A 24855-nucleotide genomic window follows, 5' to 3' on the forward strand; every position below is an offset into this window, starting at 1 on the left:
GCGTCGATGGACACCTTCGCCCTGGTCGTGACCATCGCGGTCGCGCTCTTCTTCACGTATACGAACGGCTTCCACGACTCCGCTAACGCGATCGCGACGTCGGTGTCGACGCGGGCACTGACCCCGCGGGCGGCGCTCGCCATGGCTGCGGTCATGAACATGGCCGGTGCCTTCTTCGGCACCGGGGTCGCCAAGACCGTCAGCGAGGGCCTGATCGAGACACCCACGGGCTCGACGGGCATGGGCATCCTCTTCGCGGCCCTCCTCGGCGCGATCGTCTGGAACCTCGTCACCTGGTACTTCGGCCTCCCCTCCTCGTCCTCCCACGCGCTGTTCGGCGGCCTGGTCGGAGCGGCCCTCGCGGGCGGCACGACGGTGCTGTGGCACGGCGTCATCGACAAGATCATCATCCCGATGTTCCTGTCGCCGGTCGTGGGTCTGATCGTCGGCTACCTGGTCATGACGGCGATCATGTGGATCTTCCGGAAGTCCAACCCGCACAAGGCCAAGCGCGGCTTCCGCATAGCGCAGACCGTCTCGGCGGCCGGCATGGCGCTCGGGCACGGTCTCCAGGACGCCCAGAAGACCATGGGTGTCGTGGTGATGGCACTGGTGATTTCCGGCCACGAGACGTACGGCGACCCGATCCCGGTCTGGGTCAAGATCGTCTGTGCGGTGATGCTGTCCCTCGGCACCTACGCGGGTGGCTGGCGGATCATGCGCACGCTGGGCCGCAAGATCATCGAACTGGACCCCCCGCAGGGCTTCGCGGCCGAGACCACCGGCGCGTCGATCATGTTCACCACGGCCTTCCTCTTCAAGGCGCCGATCTCCACGACCCACGTCATCACCTCGGCCATCATGGGCGTCGGCGCCACCAAGCGCGTCAACGCCGTCCGCTGGGGCGTGGCCAAGAACATCGTCCTCGGCTGGTTCATCACCATGCCGGCAGCCGCCCTGGTAGCCGCTCTCGCCTTCGGCCTCCTGAAGCTGACGATCCTCTGACCCCCAGGCGGCGGCCTGCCCACCACCCACCCGACTCGCCCCACTGGACGACCGGGCGAGGAGGTGGGCATTCGCTTTTCCGCCCACCAGCGACGGGCACAGCCCGGCAACGCCGGCTGAGTGGGCGAACACGGGGTCTCGGGCGAACCCCCAGGAACCCGGACCCCACGTGAACCCGCCCCCGGCCAACGCCGGCCCGCCCCCACCCCACCCTCCCCGCCAACACGAACCCCCCTGGCCCACCTCTCAGCCCACCGAGTCGGATGGGTGGGTGGGCGAACACGGGGTCTGGGGCGGAGCCCCAGGGGCCTGGACTGGGCGTGGGCACGGTCACGGCGGACGCCGGGGAAGACAGGGGGCCCGCCCCCGGGAGCCAGGGGCGGGCCCTTCTGTGTCCCCGCGGTGGCACCGCCATGCAGCACCGCGAGGCGTTCTGTGGCAACCACCCCGGCAAAGCCGAAGCGGCGGCAGCGTCCGTCAGCCGAAGCGGCCGGAGATGTAGTCCTCCGTGGCCTGGACCGAGGGGTTCGAGAAGATCCGCTCGGTGTCGTCGATCTCGATCAGCCGGCCCGGCTGACCGACCGCGGCCAGGTTGAAGAACGCCGTACGGTCGGACACACGTGCCGCCTGCTGCATGTTGTGCGTCACGATGACGATCGTGAAGCGCTCCTTCAGCTCGCCGATCAGGTCCTCGATGGCGAGCGTCGAGATCGGGTCCAGCGCGGAGCACGGCTCGTCCATGAGCAGCACCTTCGGCTCGACCGCGATCGCACGGGCGATGCACAGACGCTGCTGCTGGCCGCCGGAGAGGCCGGAGCCGGGCTTGTTCAGGCGGTCCTTGACCTCGTTCCAGAGGTTCGCGCCCTTGAGCGACCGCTCGACGATGTCGTTCAGCTCGCTCTTCTTGTAGTTGCCGTTCAGGCGCAGTCCCGCCGCCACGTTGTCGAAGATCGACATCGTCGGGAACGGGTTCGGGCGCTGGAAGACCATGCCCACCTCGCGCCGCACCGTCACCGGGTCGACACCGGCGCCGTACAGGTCCTCGTCGTCGAGCAGCACCTTGCCCTCGACCCGGCCACCGGGGGTGACCTCGTGCATACGGTTCAGCGTGCGCAGGAACGTCGACTTGCCGCAGCCGGAGGGGCCGATGAACGCCGTCACCGAACGGGGCTCGACGGACATCGAGATGTCCTCGATCGCCTTGTGGGAGCCGTAGTAGGCGGTGAGTCCGCTTACGTCGATTCGCTTGGCCATGTCTACTTCACTTCCAGAAATCAAGCTCGGTCGCTTATGGCCGCGTCAGCGACCGGTCTTCGGGGCCTTCCAGCGGGCGATGCCGCGGGCCACCAGGTTGAGGATCATCACGAAGGCGATCAGCGTGAGCGAGGCCGCCCAGGCCCGGTCGTACGCCGCTCCGGAACCCGCGCTGTTCGCGAACTGCTGATAGATGTACAGCGGCAGCGACGCCTGCGCGCCCTCGAAGGGGTTGTTGTTGATGAACGGGTTGCCGAAGACCAGCAGCAGCACGGGCGCGGTCTCACCGGCGATACGGGCGACCGCCAGCATGATGCCGGTGGTGATGCCGCCGATCGAGGTCGGCAGGACCACCTTCAGGATGGTCCGCCACTTCGGCACGCCGAGCGCCAGGGACGCCTCGCGCAGCTCGTTCGGGACGAGCTTGAGCATCTCCTCGGTGGAGCGGACGACGACCGGCATCATCAGGATGGCCAGGGCCAGCGAACCGGCGAAGCCGAACGGCTGCATCTTGAAGATGAGCATCAGGCTGAGGATGAACAGACCCGCGACGATCGACGGGATGCCCGTCATGACGTCGACGAAGAAGGTGACCGCCTTGGCGAGCTTGCCCCGCCCGTACTCCACGAGGTAGATCGCGGTCATCACGCCGATCGGGGCGCCGATCACGGTGGCGAGGCCGACCTGCTCCAGGCTGCCGATGATGGCGTGGTAGATGCCACCGCCGGGCTCGGTGTCGGCGACGACGCCCATCGAGTGGGTCAGGAAGTAGACGTCCAGGACCTTCACGCCACGCGCGACGGTCACCCAGATCAGGGAGACCAGCGGCACCACGGCGATCAGGAAGGCGACCCAGACGAGGCTGGTCGCGATGCGGTCCTTGGCCTGGCGGCGGCCCTCGACGCGCGCGGCGATCACGTACGTACCGAGGACGAACAGGACCGCGGCGATCAGACCCCACTGGATCTTGCTGTCCAGGCCGGCGGCCAGCGAGATGCCGACGCCCAGGACGAGGGAGCCCGCGGCGATCGCCCAGGGCGACCACTTGGGCAGGCTGGCGCCTCGCAGGGTGCTGGGGCGCTTGGCGGTGACGGCTGCGTGGCTCATGCGTTGGCCCCCGAGTACTCCGCGCGGCGGGCGATGATCAGCCGGGCCGCACCGTTGACCAGCAGGGTGATGACGAACAGGACGAGACCGGACGCGATGAGCGCGTCCCGGCCGAACTCCGTCGCCTCACTGAACTTGCTGGCGATGTTCTGGGCGAAGGTGCCGCCGCCCGGGTTGAGCAGGCTGGCCTGGATGTCGAAGGACGGGGAGAGCACGGTGGCCACGGCCATCGTCTCGCCGAGCGCGCGGCCGAGGCCCAGCATCGACGCGGAGATCACGCCGGAGCGGCCGAAGGGCAGCACGGACATGCGGATGACCTCCCAGCGCGTGGCGCCGAGAGCCAGGGCCGCCTCCTCCTGCATCTGCGGGACCTGGCGGAAGACCTCGCGGCTCACGTTGGTGATGATCGGCAGGATCATGATCGCGAGCAGGATGCCGACGGTGAGCATCGAGCGCGGGGCGCCCTCGTCCCAGGAGAACACGCCGGTCCAGCCGAAGAAGTCGTTGAGCCAGCCGTAGAGGCCGTTCATGTGCGGCACGAGCACGAGTGCGCCCCACAGGCCGTACACGATGGACGGCACGGCGGCGAGCAGGTCGATCACGTACGCGACGGGACCGGCGAGCCGGCGCGGCGCGTAGTGCGTGATGAACAGCGCGATGGCGACCGCGACCGGGACCGCGAGCACCATGGCGATGACCGAGGAGACGATCGTGCCGAAGGCCAGCACCGCGATGCCGAAGGTCGGCGGGAGCAGGTTGGTGTTCCACTCGAAGGTGGTCAGGAAGTTCCCGTGGTCCTTGCTGATGGCGAGGGTCGCACGGTAGGTGAGGAAGACCGCGATCGCGGCCATGATCACCAGCAGCAGAATGCCCGAGCCGCGGGAGAGACCGAGGAAGATCCGGTCACCGGGTCGGGTGGCACCGCGGGCCGCGCGCTTCTGCTCGGCCACGGAAGGCTGGGGGCTTGGGGGTGGTGTGTCAGTTGTCTGCGTCGATATGTCCATCGGGTTCTCCGGTCTGCTGAACCGCGCGCCCCGCGAGGGGCGGCGATTCGTGGCGGCGGTGCACCGGACGGTGCGGCCCGGTCCTCGGGGAAGCCCCTGGACCGAGCCGCACTTCTCGGATCAGGTCAGCTCAGGCCCTCGATGGTGGTGCGGACCTTGGCGATGATCTCGGCGGGGACGGGGGCGTAGTCGATGCCGGAGAGCACCTTCTGACCGTCCTCGCTGGCGATGTAGCGCAGGAAGGCCTTCGTGGCGGGCAGGGTGTCCGCCTTGGTGCCCTTGTCGCAGACGATCTCGTAGGTGACCAGGGTCATCGGGTAGGCACCCTCGGCCTTGGTGTTGTAGTCCAGCTTGAGCGAGAGGTCCTTGCCGGTGCCGACGACCTTGGCGGCCGCGATGTCGGCGGTGGCGGACTCGGAGCTGGGCGCGACCGGCTTGCTGGCACCGGTGTCGATGGAGACGGCCTTCATGCCGTCCTTGACGTAGGACAGCTCGAAGTAGCCGATGGCGCCGGAGGTCTGCTTGACCTGCTGGGCCACACCCGCGGACTGCGGAGCGGACTGGCCGCCCTTGGCCTGCCAGGCCTTGCCGCCGGAGTACTTCCAGTTGGCCGGGGTGGTGGCGATCAGGTACTTGGTGAAGTTGTCCGTGGTGCCGGACTCGTCCGAGCGGTGGAACGCCTGGATCTTGAGGTCAGGCAGCTTGACGCCCTTGTTCAGCTTGGCGATCGCCGGGTCGTTCCACTTGGTGATCTTGCTGTCGAAGATCTTGGCGATGGTCGGGGCGTCCAGGACCAGGCTGTCGACACCCGGGACGTTGTAGCCGAGCGCGATCGGGCCGCCGACCATCGGGAGGTCGATGCCCTGGCCGCCGGAGCAGACCTTCTTGGAGGCCGCGACCTCTTCGGGCTTCAGCGCGGAGTCGGAACCGGCGAAGGCGACCTGGCCCTGGGTGAACGCGGTCACACCGGCGCCGGAGCCGCCGCCCTTGTAGTTGATCTGCACGCCGCAGGCCTGCGAGAACTGCTTGACCCAGGCGTCGATGGCGTTCTTCTGCGCGGAGGAGCCGTCAGCGAGCAGCTGGCCCTTGGCGTCGTCGCACTTGATGGAGCTGGCCTGGGTGGAGGTCGAGGGGTTGCCCGACGCCTTGCTTCCACCACCGTTGTCGTCGGAGCCGCACGCCGTCAGGGCAAGGGCGCCGGTGACGGCGACAGCACCGAGAGAGAGGGCGCGCAGCCGGTTCTTGCGCTGAAGCATCACTTTCAGGAGTTCCTTCCAGGAGCCGCCGCTGTCGGCGGCGTGCGAGGTCGTCTCTGGGCACCGAGCGCATTCAGGGCCGCACTCAGCACCGGTACGGCCGAAATTAGGCAGAACAGGTGAAGCGGCCGATGGCCGTAAGTGAACGGGAAGTGAACCCCTGCCATCGGCCCGGTGAGGTCACGGAATGCTCACGGGGAGGGCACGCCCAGATCCCGACCGCCGGGTTACGCGGACACGTATTCGACGTTCGCTCGCCTGTCTCCTACGTTCGTTCTCCTGTCGATGGAACTCCTGTACGCACGGCGTCGTCTCGTTCCACGAGAGCCGAGGAAAGGCGACGGATATGGAACGGCGTACGTTCATGGCGGGCGGCGCGGCGGCGCTGGCGGCGACGGCGTTGACCGCGTGCAGCTCGGGGTCGGGAACGTCCGCCGGGTCGTCGGCGACGACATTCTCATCCTCCGGTACGCCGCTGAAGACCACCAGTCAGGCCGCCGCCGCGGACTGGGCGGCCCTCGCCCGCGACCTGGACGGCACGCTGGTGCGCCCCGGGGAAGCGGCCTGGAAGACGGCGCACCAGCTGTACAACACCCGCTTCGACGGCCTGAAGCCCGCCGCGGTCGCCTACGTCGCCCACGCGGACGACATCCGTACGACCCTGGCGTACGCCCACGCCCACCACGTGAAGGTCGCGATACGCAACGGCGGCCACTCCTACGCGGGCTACTCCTCCGGCGACGGCCGGCTCATCCTGGACGTGTCCAGGCTGAACCGGATCCGGGTCAGCGGCGGGCAGGCGGTGGTCGGCGCCGGCTCCAAGCTGATCGACGTCTACCGGGCGCTGGCCGCGAAGGGCGTGACCATACCCGCCGGCTCCTGCCCCACCGTCGGCGTCTCCGGCCTCGTCCTCGGCGGCGGCCACGGCGTCGCCTCCCGCGCCTACGGCCTGACCTGCGACAGCCTCACCCGGGCGACGGTCATCACCGCCGAGGGCACGCAGGTCACCGCCGACGCGCAGCACCACCCCGACCTCTTCTGGGCACTGCGCGGCGCGGGCAACGGCAACTTCGGCGTCGTCACCGAGCTGCAGTTCAAGACCCACCCGGCACCGCAGGCGGTGACCGCGTACCTGACGTGGTCCTGGTCCAAGGCGGCGGCGGTGATCAAGGCCTGGCAGGAGTGGGGGCCCTCCCAGCCGGACGAGATCTGGTCCTCCCTCCACCTGTCGAACACCCCGGGCGGCACCCCGGCGATCTCCGTGGCCTGCTTCTCCCTCGGCACGTACGGCGAGCTGCAGAACGCGGTGGACCAGCTGGCGCACAAGGCCGGGGCCGACGCGCGGTCCGTGTCCCTGCGCCGCCGGGGCTACGAGGAGGCGATGGAGATCTACGCCGGCTGCTCCTCCTTCTCCACCGACGCCCAGTGCCACCTGCCCGGCTCCACCCCGGGCCGCTCCCCCCAGGGCCGCCTGGGCCGGGAGACCTACGCGGCCCGCTCCGACTTCTTCGACCGCTCCCTGTCCGCGGCGGGCATCCAGACCCTGCTGCGGCAGATCGGCTCGGTCCGCGGCGGCTCGGGCAGCATCGCGCTCACCGCGCTGGGCGGCGCGGTCAACCGCGTCTCCCCTACGGCCACGGCCTTCGTCCACCGCCGCTCGCGGATGCTGGCGCAGTACATCGCGTCCTGGGGCGCGGGGGCCTCCGGCGGTTCGGCGCAGTCGTGGCTGACGTCGGCGCACGACGCGATGAAGCCGTACGCCTCCGGCGCGGCGTACCAGAACTACACGGACCCCACACTGAAGGACTGGCGCAAGGCGTACTACGGGGACGCGGCGGACCGCCTGACCAAGGTGAAGAAGCAGTACGACCCACAGCGCTTCTTCTCCTACGGCCAGGGTCTGTAGCGGCGAGCCGCAGTGCCGTCCGCTGTGACGCGCGCAGGCTACGCGGCGAGGTCTTTCTCTTCGGACTTCACCGGCTTGCGGGTGCCGGGGAGCAAGGAGCCCGGCTGCTCGCCTGCGGGCGGCTGGGCGGTCACGAGCCGGCCGGCTCGCGGCGACCGTTCCACCGCCTTCATCAGCGGAGTGAGCAGGGCCATCGCGAGGGGGGACAGGAGGAGGGCGACCGCCGTACCCAGTGCGAAGCCACCGACGACGTCCGTCGGGTAATGCACGCCCATGTACACGCGGCAGAACCCCTCCAGCAACGCCAGCCCGATGCCGGCCAGGCCGACGCGGCGGTTGGCGATGAAGAGACCGACCCCCACCGCCATGGTGATCGTCGCGTGGTCGCTGACGAAGGAGAAGTCGTTCTTGCCGGAGACGAGGACGTCCAGCCCCTGGTGATCGACGAACGGCCGGGGGCGTTCCACGAAGCCGCGGATCGGCACGTTCACCAGCACCGCGATCCCGGCCGCGAGCGGCGCCCACACCAGCGCGGCCACGGACGACGCGGCATCCTGACCACCCCGCTGCCGCACGGTCCACCAGCACCACAGCACGAGCAGCACCATGGCGAGCAGCAGCCCGTACTCACCGACGAACTCCATGATCCGGTCGAACCAGTGCGGCGCGTCCTTGGCCAGGCCATTGATGTCGTACAGCAGGTCGACGTCGGGGTTCGATCCGGACTCGGCGAGTACAGCCATCGTGCTGCGGCCCCTTCGTCGTCTTCCCGGACGCACCTCGTGTGCGCCGCTCCAGCCCCCCGTGGTTCGTAGATCCGCTTCCGCTGCACTGCCGCACTGACGTCCGCTCGGCTACGTGAACAGGAACGCACACCCCCCACTCGTACGTTCCACACTCCACTGAATGATCACGCAGACGTTATCGAAGAGAGACTCATCGCCCCAGCTCAGGGGGTGGGTTCACGCTCAGTTCACACCTTCGTGGGCAGCGCTTTTGCGCCATCCTCGGTGACCCGGGTCGCGCCGAAGTACTCGGAGGTGTCGACGGGGTCGAACCGGATCACCGCGCCCGTGCGCGGCGCGTCGATCATGTAGCCGCCGCCCACGTAGATCCCCACGTGGTGGATGGCCCGGGAGTCGGTCGGATCGTGGGAGAAGAACACCAGGTCACCGGGGAGCAGTTGGTCCCGCGAGGGGTGCGGACCGGCGTTGTACTGATCGTTGGCCACCCGGGGCAGGGAGATGCCCACGCTCTCGTACGCGGCCTTCGTCAGGCCCGAGCAGTCGAACCGGCCGCCCTGGTCGGCCGTGCCGTTGCCGCCCCACAGGTAGGGCGTGCCGAGCTTCTTCTGGGCGAAGCCGATGGCACCCGCCGCCTGCCGGGTGGGGTCGAGCCGGCTGACCGGGGCGGCGAAGCTCTTCTCCAGGCTGCGGATCCGCTGGACGTAGTTCCGCGTCTCGCTGATGGCCGGGACCCCGCCGGCCCTGATGACCCGGTAGGCGCCCGCGTTGTAGGCGGCGAGCATGTTGTCGCTCGTGTTCCCGGGCACGTCCTTGACGTACTTCGCCAACTCGCAGTCGTACGACGCCGCCGACGGGATCGCGTCCTGCGGATCCCAGATGTCGCGCTTGCCGTCGCCGTTGCCGTCGATGCCGTGCGTGGCCCAGGTGCCCGGGATGAACTGCGCGATCCCGCGCGCGTCGGCCGGGCTGACGACGGTCGGATTCCAGCCACTCTCCTGGTACAGCTGCGCCGCGAGCAGCGCCGGGGTGAGGGCCGGGCACAGGTTTCCCCACTCCTGCACGAGCGACTTGTAGGCCGCCGGCACGGCTCCCTTGGCGAGGCCGCGACTGCCCGAGGTGACCCCGTTGACGAGGTTCCCGGCGACGACGTACACGCCGACGACGAGCAGCATGACGAACCCCATGCCGAGCCCGACCGCCGCCCCACCGACCACCCATACCTTCCGCACGGTTCAACTTTCCCCCATGCGGACGTCGTTCAAGTCCATTTGGACGGAGAGTGGCGCCATTTCACGGGTGGGCGGGCGCGGGTGATGCCGTGTCAGTGCGCGCTCGTCGCGTCCCGGTACAGCTCCGCCGCCTCGCGCCCCAGTACGACGCTGTACGACACGTCGTCGGTCGAGCCGCCCTGTTCGTGGCCGCCGAGGACGCCGACGATCTGGTTGTCGCCGTTGATCCAGGGGCTGCCGCTGGTGCCCGAGGTGAACTCGGGGCAGTCGATGCGCTGCTGGGTGCTGCTGTGCGGGGTCGGCTTGTTGGTGCAGCTGATGGGGGTCTCGCGGACGTCGGGGTAGCCGAGGACGGTGACGGCGGTGGCGCCGGTGGCCATGCCGGTGGCGAAGCGGTGGGCTCCGACGACGTCCTCGATCCGCCTGCCGTCCCGTTCCCCGACGACGGCGAAGGCGATGTCGCTGTCCTCGTCCTGGTCCCGGGCCCAGCCGTCGGGCAGGAACCGCTGCCCGACCGTCCACACCCCGTACGGCGCCTCGCCGTTCCGGTAGCCCGGTACGAACACCAGGTCGCCGTCGACGCCGTCCACGCAGTGCGCGGCGGTGACGATCAGGTCGCGGCCCGGACTGTGCACGACCGAGGCGGTGCAGAAGTGTCCGCCGGCCAGGCGGCCGGCCCGGTCCGCGCCGAACAGCGCGCCCACCCGCACGCTGTGCGCGGTCGTGGCGGCCAGGGCGGTGACCCCGAGGGGCCCGGGCCCGTCATCGGCGGAGGCGACGGACGCCGAGGTCAGGGCAAGCATCACCACAGCGCTGAGCAGCGCGGGACGCGAGGTGACCGAGGTGCGTGACATGCGCTTCATCAGCCCTCACTCTGTCCCACGTAGGTGAGAAACCCGCTCCGACTTCACCGAGATTTTCCTGTGAACCGCTCCCTCGCCCCAGCCATCCGCCCGTACGGCCGAGGGCGGGTTCACCGTACTGCGCGTCCCGCCGCGCCGCCTCCCTGTGTGGGCCGTCCGCGCGTTCCCGCCGGTCACCACGTCCACCGACAGACATCACGGCGGGGCATCCCTCTGACAGTCCACCCACAGCAGCTTTCCGCCCCGCGACGCGCCCAGCTCCCGCAGCACCTCAGCCGACCCGACTCCCTGCCGAGCAGATGCAGCGCATAGGGCCCCAACCGGACGGGCGAGTTGTTCGTGATACCGGGTGAAGGAGATCGGAGGGGATGTGGCCGAATGGTCGAGGCTGCTGTCCGAGCTCGCGCAGGAGCGCGGCGCGGAGCTGAACCGGTACGGATTCCTGCTGTGCGGTGATCGCGCGGAGGCCGCCGACCTGGTTCAGGAGGCACTGGTACGGGTCTTCTCCCGGCCCCGCCGTGCGTGGGAACTGGGGGAGGCGGAGGCATACGTACGCCGCACGATGCTCAACCGCTACCTGGACCTGCACCGGCGCCGCGCCCGCTGGATCCGCGCGCTGCCACGGCTCGTGCCGTCGGCGTCGGTCGCCGACCCCAGCACGGACGTCATGCACCGGATCGACCTCATGGACGCCATGCGGGGACTGTCGCCGAGGCAGCGGGCGTGCGTGGTGCTCCGTTACTACGAGGACATGTCCACCGCGGACATCGCGGCGCGGCTCGGCTGCGGTGAAGGCACGGTCAAGCGTCATCTGAGCGACGCGATGGCCCGGCTGGGCGCCCAACTGCGGCCACCACGGCATCACGTCGCGGAGGAAAGGCTGGAGACATGAAGCCCGAGGACCTGCGCGAACAGTTGCTGGCCGCCGCGCACCGCACACCGTCGCCGGAGATCGACACCGAGCGCGTCCGGACCCGGGTGCGCCGGCGCAGAGCCGCCCGGTACACCGCCGTGGCCGGGGCGGGCCTGGCCGTGGCCGCAGCAGTGGTGCTGACCACGCTGCCGTCCGACTCGACACCCGAGACCAAGACACCGATGGGCTCGCTGCACAGGAAGCCCCCGGCGACGAGTGGCGCGGCCCCAGGGCTCCCTCGTCACACCTGCGGCGCGAGAATCCCGGCGAGTACCGGACGCGAAGCCGTGACCGCACGCATCTCCGATGTGCGCGCGGCCCCGGACGGAGCCCCGCAGGTCAGCTACGCGGTGGACGCGACCGCCCCGGCGGTCCTGTCCGGAGGGCCACTGGTTCTCGTCCTGAAGGACGGCCGGGTCGTGGCCGGTCAGGATCCCTCCGGACCGGCATCCGAGAAAACCACGAACCCGGTGACCATCACCCCCGACCGTCCGCACCACGCCCGGCTCGCGCCCGTGCCGGGCCGTCCCTGCGCGGGAACCACCTGGAGCTCGGTGTGGAAGGGCGGCTACGAAGTGGCCGTCGTCCTCGTCACCCAGCAGACCGTGCCCTCCGGTACCCGGGCCCCTGATTCATTGATCGTCGCCCGTGCCCCGCTGTCCGAATGAACGGCCTCTCGACATCTCATGGAGGAACTCATGCGCCGCGCCCTGCTGCCCGCCGTCCCCGTCCTGCTGCTCGCCCTCGCCGGATGCGGGGGGAGTTCCGACGCCGTGACCGGTCGTCCGACCCACCCCGCCCCGACCACCACGACCCCGCCGCTGAAACAACAGGACCGCTCCCTGCCCTGCGGCAGCACCATCGCACCTCCAGTCCGCGTCAGCGGCCCCGATGAATCCCTGCCGCTGACCATCACGTCCCTGCGGCGCCAAGGCTCCACGCTGCGGACCACCTACAAGATCACCTCCCGCGACCGGACAGCGGCACTCAGCCTGCCGATCGCCGATGTCCCGCCCACGGCCCTCCTGCTCAAGCACGGCGTCATCGTCGGCCGCCAGAAGCCCGCCGCCGACACCGGTCCGGTCAAGATGTCGGCCCTCCTGTACCCCGTCGGCCGGCGCCCGTACGTCAAGACCCTGACGCTCGACAGCCTCTGCCCCGGCACCACATGGTCCGACGTGGACAAACACCCCGGCGACTACCAGCTGGTGGTCGTCATGTCGGTCCAGCCGGATGGACCGCCCTCCGACAAGCAGCCCGCAGACGGTGTCCATCGGCTGCCCCTCCTCGAAGCCACCCGCGGCCTCTCCACGAAGCCGGTCAGGCTCTGAGGGCCCGTAGACGAGGGGGCACCTGGCGGTCCCCGGCCGGGCCGATGTCGCCGTCCTTCCACGCGGGGTCGTAGGCGCAGGGCACGGTGGCGTCACCCATGAAGTACTCCCGGTCCGGGAACCAGGTGAAGGACATCCGCTCGTCCCCGCCGTCCCGCTGGACGAACAGCTCCCAGTCCTTGCCCTTCCCGCCCTCACGGTAGGACGTGACCTCCCAGCCGTCGTCCTCCAGATGCCGGTGCAGTCGGCGTATGCCGGGGACGGCCCGGCTCGCGGGCACGCGGTCCAGCGCCCAGCTGTGGCTCATCCGGTAGGCGCCGTCAACCGTCTTGTCGTCCAACCCGAGCAGGCCCCCGTCGTAGCAGAAGCCGGAGCTGAACGTGTTCTCCGTGCTGACGCCGACCTTCTCGACTCCCGGTTTCACCGAGCGCTCGAACCCCAGGACGCCGTACGCCTCCTGGGACCGCTGGAAGGCACGGCTCGCCATGTCCTCGGGCGCCACGCGGGGAAGATTCGCCGACCCCGATGAGGCCGACGCGAACAGGACGATCAGAACGAGTACGGCTCCGACGAACAGGACGACCAGTCCCCAGCAGCCGCATCCGAGAGCCCGCAGAGCGGAAGCGGGGGACCCGGACTCGGTCGGGGCCGTGGTGGTGTTCGTCGGTGCGGTTTCATCGGGCATACGGGGACGGTATGGCGACGGGGATGCACGGCGGATGGGTGCGGTCACTCGGCAAGGAGTGGGTACACGTACTCAATTGATCCGGGCGAAGTCAGAAGGTCGTCGTCATTCCGCCGTCGACCGCGATCGTCTGTCCGGTGATGAAGGACGCCGCGTCGCTCGCGAGGAAGACGATGACTCCCGCGATCTCCTCCGGGCGACCCCAGCGGCCCAGGGCCGTGCGGGTGCGCAGCCAGCGCTCGCACTCGGGGTCCGCCGGCGGCTCTGCGTCGACGTCGGCCGCGAAGGTACCCGGTGCGACCGAGTTGACGGTCGTGCCGCTGGGACCGAGGTCGGCGGCCAGGGCCTTGGTCAGACCGTCGAGGCCCGCCTTTGCCGCGGCGTAGGCGGCGTCGCCCGTGCGAGCGAGGCGGCCGACGGCCGAGGAGACGTTGATGATCCGGCCGTGCGCGCCGCGGGCGGCCAGGCCTCGGGCCACTGCCTGGCTCAGCGCGTACGCCGAGGCCAGTTGGACGTCGAGCATCGCGGACAGCTCGTGCGGTGTCATCTCGCGCGCGACCCGCGGGTCGCAGTGGCCCATGTTGTTGACCAGGACATCGATGTACCCGAGCCCGCGCACCGCTTCCTGGGCGGCCTCCCGGTCGGTGGCGTCGAACGCGGCGGCGAGGACTTCGTAACCCTTCTCCTCCCGCAGCCGTGCCGCCGCGGCCGCGAGGGCGTCCCGGTTCCGGCCGCCGAGGACGACCCGTGCCCCGGCCCCGGCCAGGCCCCGCGCGATGTGCGGCCCGAGCCCGTGCACCGAGCCGGCCACGAGGGCCGTACGGCCGTCGAGCCGGAAGTCCACCGGGCCGGTGCCGCCCGTCCCTGCCGCCATCCGTGAGTCCTGGTGAGTTCCTGGTGAGTAGGGGAGGAGTCCTGGAGGAGTCCGTCCACGTCACCGTAATCCGCTGAACTCCACGGCGCCCTCGTCCGTATCCCTACAGACGGCCTCTCTCTCCTTGAGATCTCCTGGGAAAGGGGTGAGCCGCATGACCGTCTCGGCACATACGACGCATACGACCCGCACGACACTCTGTACGGCTGCGGTCGCCTTCTCCGCCGCTCTCCTCCTGGCGGCGTGCTCCGGCGGGGGCGGCGGGCAGCCGCATGGTTCGGCGGGTTCCGGCACGGCCACGGCAGGCTCGGGGACCCGGGTGACGGTCACCGAGACCGACTACGCCCTGAAACTGTCCCGGTCCTCCTTCACGCCGGGCACCTACACCTTCGTCGCCGACAACGCGGGCAAGGTCATGCACGCGCTCTCGATCGACGGCCCCGGCGTCGAGGACGCCAAGACCAAGAACGTCCAGAGCGGGCAACAGGCAACCGTGACCGTGACCCTCAAGAAGGGCACCTACGACGTGTACTGCCCGGTCGACAACCACAAGCAGCTCGGGATGGACCAGCACATCAAAGTCGGCTGAACCGCGCGAGCCCCCACTCCACCCCGGTCAGCTCCTCCGACAGCGTCCACAGGCGCTTGGCCGCGTCCGGGTCGCTCGCCGCCGCGCTGCGGCCGACCAGGGTCGGGGCGCCGCGCATCTCGCCGAGGCCGTCGGGGCCGACGTAGGCCGCGCCTGGGAGGTCCTGGGTGGCGGCGTAGAGGGTGGGGAGGGCGCCGGCCTTGTCGTCCTGGGCGAAGATCTTGTTGCCGACGGCCATGAAAGCCCGCGCGAGGGGATTCGCGGCGTGGCTCTGCAGGTTGGTGGCCGCGTAGCCGGGGTGGGCCGCGAGGGCGCGGACGTTCGAGCCGGACTCGGCCAGGCGGCGCTGGAGTTCGAGGGTGAACAGGAGATTGGCGAGCTTGGACTGGGCGTAGGCGCGGGTCGGGGAGTAGTGGCCCCGCAGGTTCACGTCATCGAAGTGGATCACTCCGTCGCCGCCGCGGTGGAGGCCGGAGGACACCGTCACCACCCGGTCGGTGAGGTGCGGCAGCAGCAGGTTGGTCAGGGCGAAGTGCCCGAGGTGGTTCGTGCCGAACTGCATCTCGAAGCCCTGCTTGGTGCGCTGCTCGGGCAGCATCATCACGCCGGCGTTGTTGATCAGCAGGTCCAGCGGGCGGTCCCAGGACGCGGCGAACTCCCGCACCGAGTCCAGATCCGCCAGGTCCAGGCGGCGCACCTCCGTACTGCCGCCCACCCGCGCCGCCGCCGCACCGCCCCGCGCGAGGTCCCGTACGGCGAACACCACATGCGCACCGGCCCCGGCCAGCGCCCCGGCGGTGACGAGGCCGAGGCCGCTGTTGGCTCCGGTCACCACGGCCGTACGGCCGGTCAGGTCGGGGAGGTGGGTCGCGTTCCACTTGCGCGCACGTCGCGCGTCGGTCGTATCAGCCATGCCCCTCAATGTAGGCATCGCCAACAATGCTGTCAATGACAACAATGGTGTCGCCGCCAACAATGATGGCGGCGACAACATCCGGATACGATGGGCCGCATGTCACGCATGTCCCCGTCACCCCCGAATCGCCCCTACCACCACGGAGACCTGCGCGCCGCCCTGCTCAAGAGCGCCGAGCGCACCCTGCGCGAGAAGGGAGCCGGCGCGCTCTCGCTGCGCGAGCTGGCCCGTGACATCGGCGTGAGCCACGCCGCCCCTGGGCGGCACTTCAAGGACAAGCAGGCCCTGCTCGACGCCCTCGCGCTGGACGGGTACGAGCGCCTCAACCAGGCCCTGGCCACGGCCGCCGCCCTCCCGGACCAGAGCTTCGAGGGCCGCATGACCGCACTCGCACGCGCCTACCTCGGCTTCGCCGTCGAACACCCCGAACTGCTGGAGCTGATGTTCGCGCGCAAGCACGACCCCGACAGCTCCGCCCAGCTCGCGGCGGCCGTCGACCAGTCCCTCGGCGGCCTCACCCGGATGTTCGCCGCGGCGCAGGAACGGGGCGAGATAGTCCAGGGCGACCCCGAGCGGATCACGATGGTCGCCGCCGCGAGCCTGCACGGCCTCGCCGCACTCATCGCCAGCTGCGCACTGGAGGCGGAGGAGGCGCTGGCAGGCCTGGACGAACACGTCCACCTTCTCCTGCACGGGCTCAAGCCCCGCTGAACCGGCGGACGCCGGGGCCCTGACGCCCCGTGAGAACATCGACTCGACGCCTCACCCGACCAGCCGTCAGAAACCGTGCCAGGCCGTAAAGAAGGTCAACGACGGAACCACACGGCAGGTTCCGCACCGTCCTCGTTGCCCGGCGTGACCTGCCGTGATACACAGAGTGACCGTACGAGGGATTCGTACGAAACCCGCCAGTCAATGACGTCAAGTCGACATACGACGGCGACGTTGTCGGCGAGAATGAGGGCTGACCTCTGCACACCGCAGGGGCCTTGCGGAACTACCCACCAGGGGCGGTGACTTACATGCTCTTTGCGGCCGACAAGGGAGACATCAACACCATCATCGGCGGGATCGCTCCGGACTGGGGCCCCTTCGGCAGCCTGGGCAACGAAGCCAAGGTGATGATCGAGGTGGTGATGGCCGTCGCCATCCTGCTCTGTCTCGGCATCGCGGTCTGGGGCGCGGCCAAACAGCGCATCGGCGCCACCGCACTGCGGGACACCTTCAGCGCGGAGCAGGGCAAGGGCCTCATCATCGCCGGCCTCACCGGAGTCTTCATCATCGGATCCCTCGGCACGCTCTTCACGATCGTGTACGGCATGGCGGTCTAGCGCCGCCCCCTCCGTCCCGCCCGGGCACGCCCGGCTCCCGTCCCCTCCACCCCACCCACCCGTCGTGCCCACCGGCTGAGGTTGCGTTTCCCTGATGTCGAGTCACCACACCGCGCCCGCGCGGGAACCAGCACGGCTACCGTCGTATGTCTACGAGGTGGAGGGGGCGTACGCGGCATGAATCCCGGAGACGAGCAGGGCTACAGCGAAACGGGCCAGACCCGGACCCACCTGCCCGGCGGTGACCCCTACGGCGGCGCACCCCGCCGCACCGGCCGCTCCTCCTCCCGGAGCCTGATCACCGTCGTCGGCGTGGTCGTCCTCCTCATCGCGGCGATCGCCTTCGCGAACCGCGGAGACTCCTCGTCCGCGGACGGCTCCGCCGACAAGGGTGAGCAGCCGAGAAGTTCGTCCACCGCGGCCAGCGGGGCACGTCCCGTGGAGACGAAGAGCGGGGGCATTCCCTCGGGATTCGCGCATACGGAACAGGGAGCGCAGAGCGCGGCCGCGAACTATGCGGCGGCGTTGGGGTCTGACGGCATGTTCAATACGGCCAGACGGCACGAGATCGTGCAATCCATCGCAGCCCCCAGCACCGTGAGCCAGCTCAAGGCCGGCTTCGATGCCGACTACTCGGCCGACTTCCTGAGAAAGGTCGGCCTGAACAACAACGGCAGCGCGCCCCAGGGCAGCACGTTCGTGAGTCGCACCCTGCCGGCCGGTACCAAGGTCACGTCGTTCAGCGACAGCGCGGCCACCGTCGAGGTGTGGTGCAGCGGCCTCTTCGGCCTGGCCGGCGACAGCTCGACCAACCCGGTGACCAGCAGTTGGTTCACCGTGACCATGAAGCTGAGCTGGAGCGGCGGCGACTGGAAGATCCTCGAATCCAGCCAGAAGACCGGTCCCACCCCCGTCACCGGTGACAACCCTGTGTCCGGGACCGATGAGATCAGCAAGGCGGTCCAGGAGTTCGGAGGCTTCACCTATGCCCGGTAGCCAGCACCGCACGCTCAAGCTCACCGGCCTCGTGGCCACCGTACAGACAGCCGCCGTACTGTTCGCCACGAGCGCTGTCGCAGCTCCCAAGCCAACCCCCTCCAAGAGCAACGACGCCTGCTCGCTGATCGCCGGGCCTGCCAAGAAGTACTGCGATCAAAACAACTCTGGCTCCAACAAGGGCCTCACCAACACCCCCAGCAACCCCCTCACCGACACCCTCGACCCCCTCTCCTCCCTCGCCAAGGGCTGTGCGGACGCCGCGTCCTGGACCATCGGGAAGCTCAGTGACGCCGTGAAGGAGACCGCGAACGTCGACTTCACGAATCAGAAGTTCCTGCAGCAGTACGCGGTCGTGTTCGCGGCGTCGACCATCCTGACCCTCCTGCTGTGGCTGCTGGCGGTCGCCAAGCGCGCGGTGCGCGGCGTGCCGTTGACCACCGCCATCTCGGAGGCCGTCGGCTTCCTGTGGCTGACGGTGCTGGCCTCCGCGTTCACCCCGCTGATCCTGTACACCGTCGTATCCGCCACCGACGGCGTCACCGACGTCCTCGCGAAGGCGACCGGCGACCAGGCGGACACGTTCTTCGGCACGTTCTCCGGGGCGCTCGGCAAGGGGACGGACATCGGCGGCGGGCCGATCATGCTGATCGTCGTCTCGCTGGTCAGCATCCTCGCCGCCGGCATCCTCTGGCTGGAGCTGGTCATCCGCGCCGCCCTGCTCTACGTCGGCGCCCTCCTCGGCACCGTCGTCTACGCGGGCCTGGTGGACAAGAACCTGTGGGGACACGTCCGCCGCTGGGCGGGGATCATGATCGCCGTGATCCTGGTGAAGCCGGTCATCGTCATCGTGCTCGGACTCGCGGGCGCCCTGTCCGGCGACAGCGGTCCCGACGCCTTCTCCGCCGTCGTCTCCGGCCTCGCCATCATCCTGCTCGCCATCTTCGCCAGCGCGATGATCTACCGCTTCGTCCCGGGTTTCGGCGACGAGATCGCCGGCTCCCGCAACAACCGCATCATGCAGGGCGCGGAGGCCAAGGCCGCCGCCGTCATCAGCTCCCCGGCCACGCTGGTCGCCCAGGGCATCAAGACGCACAGCGCCCGCGCCGACAACAACGGCGGAGGCGGCGTAGGGGCCCAGGGCGGCGCCGGGCCGCGACCCGCCAACCCCGTCTCCGGCGGCGTCGCCGCGCACAGCACCCGTATCCCGCAGGGCGGCGGCGGAGCAGTCCCCTCCGCCACGCCCGCGCCGCGCGCACCCAGCCCGGCCAGCCCCGCCAACACCCCGCACGCCAGCAACACCCGCAACATCAACCGCTCGGGAGGTGAAGGGCGTTGACGACCGAGTCCCACCTGTCCCAGCCGGTCACGCCCCGCCGTACGTATCTCATCGGCCGCGCCCGGCCGAACGCGATCATCGGCCGGAACCGTGAGTCCGGCGAGATCGCGCTGATCGTCGCCGGCGCGTTCCTCGGCATGATGTGCGGCCTCCTCGTCCCGGTCCTCTCCCTGCGGATCGTGCTGCTGACGGGGTTCCCGATGCTCGCGCTCGCCGCGGTGTACGTGCCGTACAGGCGCCGCACCTTCTACAAGTGGTTCGAGATCAACCGCTCGTACAAGCGCACGGTCAAGCGCGGGGCCACGTACCGCTCCGGCGCCATCGAGGCCGGTACGCGGATGGACGGGCGTGAGGTGGAGGTCGGGCCGCCGCCCGGCATCGGGCGGATCAGCTGGCTCGCCGCGCCCTTCGGGCCGGACGAGATCGCCGTACTGCTGCACGCCGACCGCCGGACCGTCACGGCCGCGATCGAGATCGAGGGGCCGGGCGTCGGCCTGCGCGACTCCGAGGACCAGGAGGCCCTCGTCGACCGGTTCGGCACGCTGCTCAAGCACGTCGCCAACGGGGACGGGTTCGTCACCCGGCTGCAGATGCTCGCCCGCACCCTGCCCGCCGACCCCGACGCCCACGCCAAGGACGTCGCCCTGCGCGGCGACGACCGCTCGCCCGCCTGGCTGCAGCAGTCGTACGACCAGTTGCAGTCGATGGTGTCCACCAGCAGCGAGCAGCACCGCGCCTACCTCGTCGCCTGCATGCACTACAACCGCGAACTCGCCGCCGAGGCCCAGGCCATGGCGCGCGCCGCGCGGCCGCAGGCCGGGCGCCGGCTGGACCGGGACGCGGGGCTCGCCGTCGTCATGGCCCGCGAGCTGACCGACATCTGCTCGCGCCTCCAGGAGGCCGACATCCGGGTCCGCCAGCCCCTCGGACAGGGCAGACTCGCCTCCCTCATCCACTCCATGTACGACCCCGACCACCCGATCGACCACATCCAGGCGATGACCAAGCGCAACGCCTGGCCGGCCGAGCTGAACGCCATGGAGCCCACCTACCTCCAGGCCAAGACCCGGGAGTCGTCCACCCGCGCGCCCTGGTGCCATGCCACGGCCTGGGTGAAGGAGTGGCCGATGACCCCCGTCGGCGTCAACTTCCTCGCCCCGCTGCTCGTCCACACCCCGGACGTCATCCGCACGGTCGCCGTGACGATGGACCTCGAACCCACCGAGGTCGCCATCGAGCGCATGCTGACCGAGAAGACCAACGACGAGGCCGAGGCCTCCCGCGCCGCCAAGATGAACCGGACCGTCGACCCCCGGGACGTGGCCGCCCACAACCGTCTCGACCAGCGCGGCGAGGACCTCGCCAGCGGCGCCGCCGGCGTCAACCTGGTCGGCTACATCACCGTCTCCGCCCGCTCCCCGGAGGCCCTCAACCGCGACAAGCGCACGATAAGGGCCTCCGCAGGCAAGTCGTATCTGAAGCTGGAGTGGTGCGACCGCGAGCACCACCGGGCCTTCGTGAACACACTTCCCTTCGCCACCGGCATCCGAAGGTAGGGGCTGATTCGCCGATGCGGGATCCGCTGTCCGTCCTCACCGACGCCTTCACCTCCTTCCTGTTCGGGAAGGTCGAGACGACCCGGCTGCCGGTACGCACCTCCACGGGCCAGGCCCAGGCGGTCTACCTGCCCACCGCCGCGCCCGGCCTCGGCGACTCCGGCGTCATCATCGGCCGCGAGGTGTACTCCGGGAAGGGCTACATCTACGACCCCTTCCAGCTGTACGGCCAGCAACTCCCGGCCCCGCACTGGCTGGTCCTCGGCGAGTCCGGCAACGGCAAGTCGGCGCTGGAGAAGACATACGTCCTGCGCCAGCTGCGCTTCAAGGACCGCCAGGTCGTCGTCCTGGACGCCCAGGGCGAGGACGGCGTCGGCGAATGGAACCTGATCGCGGAAGAGCTGGGAATAACGCCGATCCGGCTGGACCCGACGGCCGCCCTGAACCACGGCATCCGCCTCAACCCCCTGGACCCCGCGATCACCACCACGGGTCAGCTCGCGCTGCTCCGCACGATCATCGAGGTCGCGATGGGCCACGGCCTGGACGAACGCTCCGGCTTCGCCCTCAAGGTCGCCCACTCCTACGTCAACGAGACGATCGTCGACCGCCAGCCGGTCCTGACCGACATTGTGGAGCAGCTACGACACCCCGAGCCGGAGTCGGCCGAGGCGATGAACGTCGCCATAGACGACGTACGGGCGTGGGGCCTGGACGTCGCCCTGGTGCTGGACCGCCTGGTCGACGGTGACCTGCGGGGCATGTTCGACGGCCCGACCACGGTCGGCATCGACCTCGACGCCCCGCTGATCGTCTTCGACCTCTCCCACATCGACCGCAACTCCATCGCCATGCCGATCCTCATGGCGATCGTCGGCGTGTGGCTGGAGCACACCTGGATCCGCCCCGACCGCAAGAAGCGCATCTTCCTGGTCGAGGAGGCCTGGCACATCATCAACAGCCCGTTCGTGGCCCAGCTGTTCCAGCGGCTGCTGAAGTTCGGCCGACGGCTGGGCCTGTCCTTCGTGGCGGTCGTCCACCACCTGTCCGACGTGGTCGACGGCGCGGCCGCGAAGGAGGCGGCGGCGATCCTGAAGATGGCCTCGACCAGGACGATCTACGCCCAGAAGGCGGACGAGGCGAGGGCCACGGGCCGCGTACTGGGCCTCCCCCGCTGGGCGGTGGAGATCATCCCCACGCTCACGCCCGGCATCGCGGTCTGGGACGTCAACGGCAACGTGCAGGTCGTCAAGCACCTGATCACGGAGACGGAACGCCCGCTGGTGTTCACCGACCGCGCCATGACCGAGTCCTCCAGCGAGCTGGCGGCCGACGACGCCCTGCACGCGGCCGAGCTGGAGGCCGAACAGCGGGCGGCGGCCTTCGTGGAGCAGCACCTCGGCGACTCCGAGTCGACGGTGGCGTAGGGGGAGAGGGGAGACGGGAGAGCGTGAGACCGGACGAACGCCGTACGGGCCAGGGGAGCCAGGGGAGCCAGGCCGGCATCCCCGACGGCATGCTGATCGGCATACTCGCCTTCCTCCTCGGCATGACCCTGCTGGTCTGGACGGCCACGGGCCTGGCGGCCTACGTCGCGCGAGGCGCCTGGCCCGACGCCGTCACCTTCTCCCACACCCCCCTGGCCATGCGCCACCTCATCGGCGAACCGCACGACATCACCGGCGCCTGGCCGGACACGCCCCCGGGCCAGCTCTCGGGCTGGGGCCTCTTCTGGGGCCTGTTCATCGGCCAGCTGATGATCCTGTTCGTGCTGACGGTGTTCGTGATGGGCGTGGTGGCGCGGTGGCGGGCGGGGAGGGCGAAGCGGGGCTTCGAGAAGGGGAGCTCGGCGGAAGCGCCGGCGAGGGAAAGGGCGCACGCCCAGGAGCAGACACCGGAGCCAAGCCCGCACCCGGAGCCGCAGCCCGTGCCAGAACGCGTGCCAGAACGCGTGCCCGAGCCCGTGCATGAGGTACCCGCGCCTCGTCAGGAGCCCGAGCCGCAACACCCGAACGGGCACTTCCCGGCGGAGAGCAAACGGGTCGGCGGGTGGGAAACAAACCGCGCCGAAGGCGTGGTGCGCTACGACGGACCCGCAGCCCGCCAGTCCACGGCGACCCAGGCGATCCAGGACGCCCCCGGCCCCGCCCTCATCGTCACCTCGAACCCCGCCCTCTGGGCGGAGACAAAGGACGCCAGAGCAAAACTGGGCCCCACCCTCCTCTACGACCCCACCCACCTCTGCGACACCCCCGCCCGCCTCCACTGGTCCCCCACCACGGGCTGCGAGGACAAGCAGACCGCGCTGAACCGGGCGTCAGCCCTCCTCAGCCCCGTCCAGCCCACGGCCAAGATCGACCAGGCGGTCGCCGACACGGCGATAACGCTCCTGAGGAGCTACCTCCACGCCGCCGCCCTGGAGAACCGCACCATCCGGCACGTCCACCGCTGGGCCCAGGGCAACCAGATCCAGGACGCCGTACGAACCCTCCGTACCCACCCCAAAGCCGCCCCCGGCGCCGCCGGCGAACTCGAGGCCGCCCTCACCGCGCACCCCGAACGCCGGGACATCGCCCAGGAGTTGACCAGCCGGGCCCTCGCCGCCCTCTTCACGGTCAACATCCGCGAGGCCTGCACTCAAAACCGAACTGATGCGCTCGCCTTGGATTCCTTTGTCCAGGAAGGGGGCACGCTTTATGTGGTCGGTGAATCCATCGAGGACCCCAGGACCAACCCGGGGGCGATGCCCCTGCTGACGGCCCTCGTCTCCAGCGTGGTCGAGCGCGGCCGGCGCATGGCCGAACGGTCATCCTCCGGTCGGCTCGACCCACCACTCACCCTGGTCCTGGACGACGTGGCGGCCGTGGCCCCCCTCCCCCAACTGCCGGACCTGCTCGCCACCGGAGCGGCCCTGGGCCTGCCGGCCCTGGCCCTGCTCCGCTCCCGCGAACAGGCCCGAGCCCGCTGGCCGCACCAGGAGCTACCGCTCTAGGACGAACTCCAGCTCCTTCTGCTCACCCTGGTGCTCGACCGGCACGGTCACCCCGCTCGGCACGAACCCCAGCTTGCGGTACGCCCCCTGCGCCCGCGGGTTGTCCTCGTGCACGAGGAGCCGTACCCGCTCGGCGTCCTGCTGCCAGCCCCACTCCACAGCGGCGTCGAACAGCGCCTTGATCAGCCCGTTCCCGCGGTGCTCCGGCCGTACGAACACACCGACCACATGCCCCTGCCGCCGCTCGACCGGAAACCCGGCCCAGTCGTTCGTCCCTGCTTCCTCGATGAGCATGACGACCGTGCCGGCCCAGATCCCGTCCGGCGCCTCGGCGATGAACTGACGTGCCCCCGTGGCCCCTTCACCGGAACTGGTGGCCCGTCCCTGCCAGAACTCGTCCGGCTGGGCCATGGCCTGCTCGTACGTCTCCAGGAAGGCGACCGGCGCGGCCGGATCGCGCAGCGCGTCGAGCCGCAGCTGCTTCACGGCAGGCCAGTCATCGGGTCGTATGGCGCGGATGACGTAGTCACCGCTGGTCAGAGTGGTCATGGCGGTAACCGTAGCCGCGGCCCTGCCAGGTCCTCACCTCATATTCGGGGCCGTTGTCAGTGGCGGGTCATACTGTGGGCGCATGACCACCCTTCCCGATCGACCCAACACCGCACTGCTCGTCATCGACGTCCAGAACGGCGTCGTGGCAAGCGGCCACGACCGCGACGGTGTCATCGCGAACATCAACACCCTGATCGACAAGGCCCGCGCGGAGGACGTGCCGGTCGTCTGGGTGCAGCACTCCGACGACGAACTGAAGTACGGCTCCGAGAACTGGCAGTACGTGCCGGAGCTGATCCGCCGGGACGGCGAACCTCTGGTCCACAAGAACTACCCGGACTCCTTCGAGGAGACGGACCTGGAGTCCGTGCTGGCCGAGCGGAAGGTCGGCCGGCTCGTCGTCACGGGCGC

The 24855-nt window shown here is 69.8% G+C and carries 25 protein-coding genes; 14 read left to right on the top strand and 11 right to left on the bottom strand.

The genetic code is table 11. The annotated features are described in order from the left end of the window. The first annotated feature begins 6 nt into the window (after positions 1-6). Complete coding sequence (locus ABZ865_RS40815) at positions 7-1005, top strand: inorganic phosphate transporter (protein WP_361242235.1); 999 nt, start codon at positions 7-9, stop codon at positions 1003-1005. A gap of 477 nt (positions 1006-1482) precedes the next feature. Here ABZ865_RS40815 and pstB read toward each other — a convergent pair whose 3' ends face one another. From pstB to pstS, 4 genes are all read right to left on the bottom strand, one after another. Further along, positions 1483-2259, bottom strand: a complete 777-nt coding sequence (gene pstB / locus ABZ865_RS40820; RefSeq protein WP_100826981.1) for a phosphate ABC transporter ATP-binding protein PstB — start codon at positions 2257-2259, stop codon at positions 1483-1485. 45 nt (positions 2260-2304) lie between these two features. Beyond that, entirely contained in the window at positions 2305-3366 is a 1062-nt protein-coding gene (pstA, locus tag ABZ865_RS40825; RefSeq protein WP_361242238.1) for a phosphate ABC transporter permease PstA, read from the bottom strand. Further along, positions 3363-4370 carry a phosphate ABC transporter permease subunit PstC gene (gene pstC, locus ABZ865_RS40830; RefSeq protein WP_361242241.1) on the bottom strand — a complete coding sequence of 336 codons (1008 nt, stop codon included), beginning with the start codon at positions 4368-4370 and terminating at the stop codon, positions 3363-3365. Before pstC ends, pstA begins: the two co-directional genes overlap by 4 nt. A gap of 125 nt (positions 4371-4495) precedes the next feature. Continuing rightward, positions 4496-5629, bottom strand: a complete 1134-nt coding sequence (gene pstS / locus ABZ865_RS40835; protein WP_361242244.1) for a phosphate ABC transporter substrate-binding protein PstS — start codon at positions 5627-5629, stop codon at positions 4496-4498. 343 nt (positions 5630-5972) lie between these two features. Between pstS and ABZ865_RS40840 the strand changes: the two genes are divergently transcribed. Continuing rightward, positions 5973-7532 carry an FAD-binding oxidoreductase gene (locus ABZ865_RS40840; RefSeq protein ID WP_361242247.1) on the top strand — a complete coding sequence of 520 codons (1560 nt, stop codon included), beginning with the start codon at positions 5973-5975 and terminating at the stop codon, positions 7530-7532. Positions 7533-7570: 38 nt separating this feature from the next. Here ABZ865_RS40840 and ABZ865_RS40845 read toward each other — a convergent pair whose 3' ends face one another. From ABZ865_RS40845 to ABZ865_RS40855, 3 genes are all read right to left on the bottom strand, one after another. Beyond that, on the bottom strand, positions 7571-8275 hold the full coding sequence (locus tag ABZ865_RS40845; protein ID WP_361242250.1) for a phosphatase PAP2 family protein: 705 nt from the start codon (positions 8273-8275) through the stop codon (positions 7571-7573). A 230-nt stretch (positions 8276-8505) separates the two neighbouring features. Next, a complete protein-coding gene (locus tag ABZ865_RS40850; RefSeq protein ID WP_361242303.1) occupies positions 8506-9462 on the bottom strand; it encodes a bifunctional lytic transglycosylase/C40 family peptidase in 957 nt (318 codons plus the stop codon). A gap of 137 nt (positions 9463-9599) precedes the next feature. Beyond that, positions 9600-10370 carry a trypsin-like peptidase domain-containing protein gene (locus ABZ865_RS40855; protein WP_361242253.1) on the bottom strand — a complete coding sequence of 257 codons (771 nt, stop codon included), beginning with the start codon at positions 10368-10370 and terminating at the stop codon, positions 9600-9602. A 370-nt stretch (positions 10371-10740) separates the two neighbouring features. Between ABZ865_RS40855 and ABZ865_RS40860 the strand changes: the two genes are divergently transcribed. From ABZ865_RS40860 to ABZ865_RS40870, 3 genes are read left to right on the top strand one after another with little or no spacing between them, the layout of a single operon-like run. After that, a complete protein-coding gene (locus ABZ865_RS40860) occupies positions 10741-11262 on the top strand; it encodes a SigE family RNA polymerase sigma factor (RefSeq protein ID WP_361242256.1) in 522 nt (173 codons plus the stop codon). Then, the gene (locus tag ABZ865_RS40865) at positions 11259-11951 is read left to right on the top strand and encodes a hypothetical protein (protein ID WP_361242260.1); all 693 of its coding nucleotides are present in this window, start codon (positions 11259-11261) and stop codon (positions 11949-11951) included. The genes ABZ865_RS40860 and ABZ865_RS40865 overlap by 4 nt, the downstream gene beginning before the upstream one ends. A gap of 30 nt (positions 11952-11981) precedes the next feature. Next, positions 11982-12614, top strand: a complete 633-nt coding sequence (locus tag ABZ865_RS40870; protein WP_361242263.1) for a hypothetical protein — start codon at positions 11982-11984, stop codon at positions 12612-12614. Here the strand turns inward: ABZ865_RS40870 and ABZ865_RS40875 are convergent. Together ABZ865_RS40875 and ABZ865_RS40880 are read right to left on the bottom strand one after the other, a co-directional pair. Further along, the gene (locus ABZ865_RS40875) at positions 12604-13299 is read right to left on the bottom strand and encodes a hypothetical protein (RefSeq protein ID WP_361242266.1); all 696 of its coding nucleotides are present in this window, start codon (positions 13297-13299) and stop codon (positions 12604-12606) included. The two genes, ABZ865_RS40870 and ABZ865_RS40875, sit on opposite strands and share 11 nt — an antisense overlap. Positions 13300-13390: 91 nt before the next feature. After that, entirely contained in the window at positions 13391-14173 is a 783-nt protein-coding gene (locus ABZ865_RS40880) for an SDR family oxidoreductase (RefSeq protein ID WP_361242269.1), read from the bottom strand. A 154-nt stretch (positions 14174-14327) separates the two neighbouring features. Here ABZ865_RS40880 and ABZ865_RS40885 point away from each other — a divergent pair, with 154 nt between their 5' ends. After that, positions 14328-14762, top strand: coding sequence for a plastocyanin/azurin family copper-binding protein (locus tag ABZ865_RS40885; protein ID WP_361242272.1), 435 nt, complete (start codon positions 14328-14330; stop codon positions 14760-14762). Here the strand turns inward: ABZ865_RS40885 and ABZ865_RS40890 are convergent. After that, positions 14749-15675 (bottom strand): oxidoreductase, encoded by a 927-nt coding sequence (locus ABZ865_RS40890; RefSeq protein WP_361242275.1) that lies wholly within the window; start codon positions 15673-15675, stop codon positions 14749-14751. The two genes, ABZ865_RS40885 and ABZ865_RS40890, sit on opposite strands and share 14 nt — an antisense overlap. A gap of 99 nt (positions 15676-15774) precedes the next feature. Here ABZ865_RS40890 and ABZ865_RS40895 point away from each other — a divergent pair, with 99 nt between their 5' ends. The 7 genes from ABZ865_RS40895 (at position 15775) to ABZ865_RS40925 (ending at position 23892) form a co-directional block, all read left to right on the top strand. After that, on the top strand, positions 15775-16389 hold the full coding sequence (locus ABZ865_RS40895) for a TetR/AcrR family transcriptional regulator (RefSeq protein WP_361242278.1): 615 nt from the start codon (positions 15775-15777) through the stop codon (positions 16387-16389). A gap of 311 nt (positions 16390-16700) precedes the next feature. Further along, on the top strand, positions 16701-17009 hold the full coding sequence (locus tag ABZ865_RS40900; protein ID WP_014673544.1) for a hypothetical protein: 309 nt from the start codon (positions 16701-16703) through the stop codon (positions 17007-17009). 177 nt (positions 17010-17186) lie between these two features. Beyond that, a complete protein-coding gene (locus ABZ865_RS40905; RefSeq protein ID WP_361242281.1) occupies positions 17187-18005 on the top strand; it encodes a hypothetical protein in 819 nt (272 codons plus the stop codon). Next, entirely contained in the window at positions 17995-19344 is a 1350-nt protein-coding gene (locus tag ABZ865_RS40910) for a hypothetical protein (protein WP_361242284.1), read from the top strand. The genes ABZ865_RS40905 and ABZ865_RS40910 overlap by 11 nt, the downstream gene beginning before the upstream one ends. Continuing rightward, positions 19341-20900: an SCO6880 family protein gene (locus ABZ865_RS40915; RefSeq protein ID WP_361242287.1), complete on the top strand. Its 1560-nt coding sequence runs from the start codon at positions 19341-19343 to the stop codon at positions 20898-20900. Before ABZ865_RS40910 ends, ABZ865_RS40915 begins: the two co-directional genes overlap by 4 nt. Before the next feature lie 14 nt (positions 20901-20914). Continuing rightward, complete coding sequence (locus tag ABZ865_RS40920; RefSeq protein ID WP_361242290.1) at positions 20915-22327, top strand: ATP-binding protein; 1413 nt, start codon at positions 20915-20917, stop codon at positions 22325-22327. Between the two features lie 23 nt (positions 22328-22350). After that, the gene (locus tag ABZ865_RS40925; RefSeq protein WP_361242294.1) at positions 22351-23892 is read left to right on the top strand and encodes a type VI secretion protein; all 1542 of its coding nucleotides are present in this window, start codon (positions 22351-22353) and stop codon (positions 23890-23892) included. Here ABZ865_RS40925 and ABZ865_RS40930 read toward each other — a convergent pair. After that, positions 23881-24441 (bottom strand): GNAT family N-acetyltransferase, encoded by a 561-nt coding sequence (locus ABZ865_RS40930; protein ID WP_361242297.1) that lies wholly within the window; start codon positions 24439-24441, stop codon positions 23881-23883. The genes ABZ865_RS40925 and ABZ865_RS40930 overlap by 12 nt on opposite strands. Positions 24442-24523: 82 nt before the next feature. Between ABZ865_RS40930 and ABZ865_RS40935 the strand changes: the two genes are divergently transcribed. Continuing rightward, a partial coding sequence (locus tag ABZ865_RS40935) for an isochorismatase family protein (protein WP_361242300.1) occupies positions 24524-24855 on the top strand: 332 nt, incomplete at its 3' end.

The organism is Streptomyces sp. NPDC047085 (genome assembly GCF_040643735.1).
Taxonomy (GTDB): Bacteria; Actinomycetota; Actinomycetes; order Streptomycetales; family Streptomycetaceae; genus Streptomyces.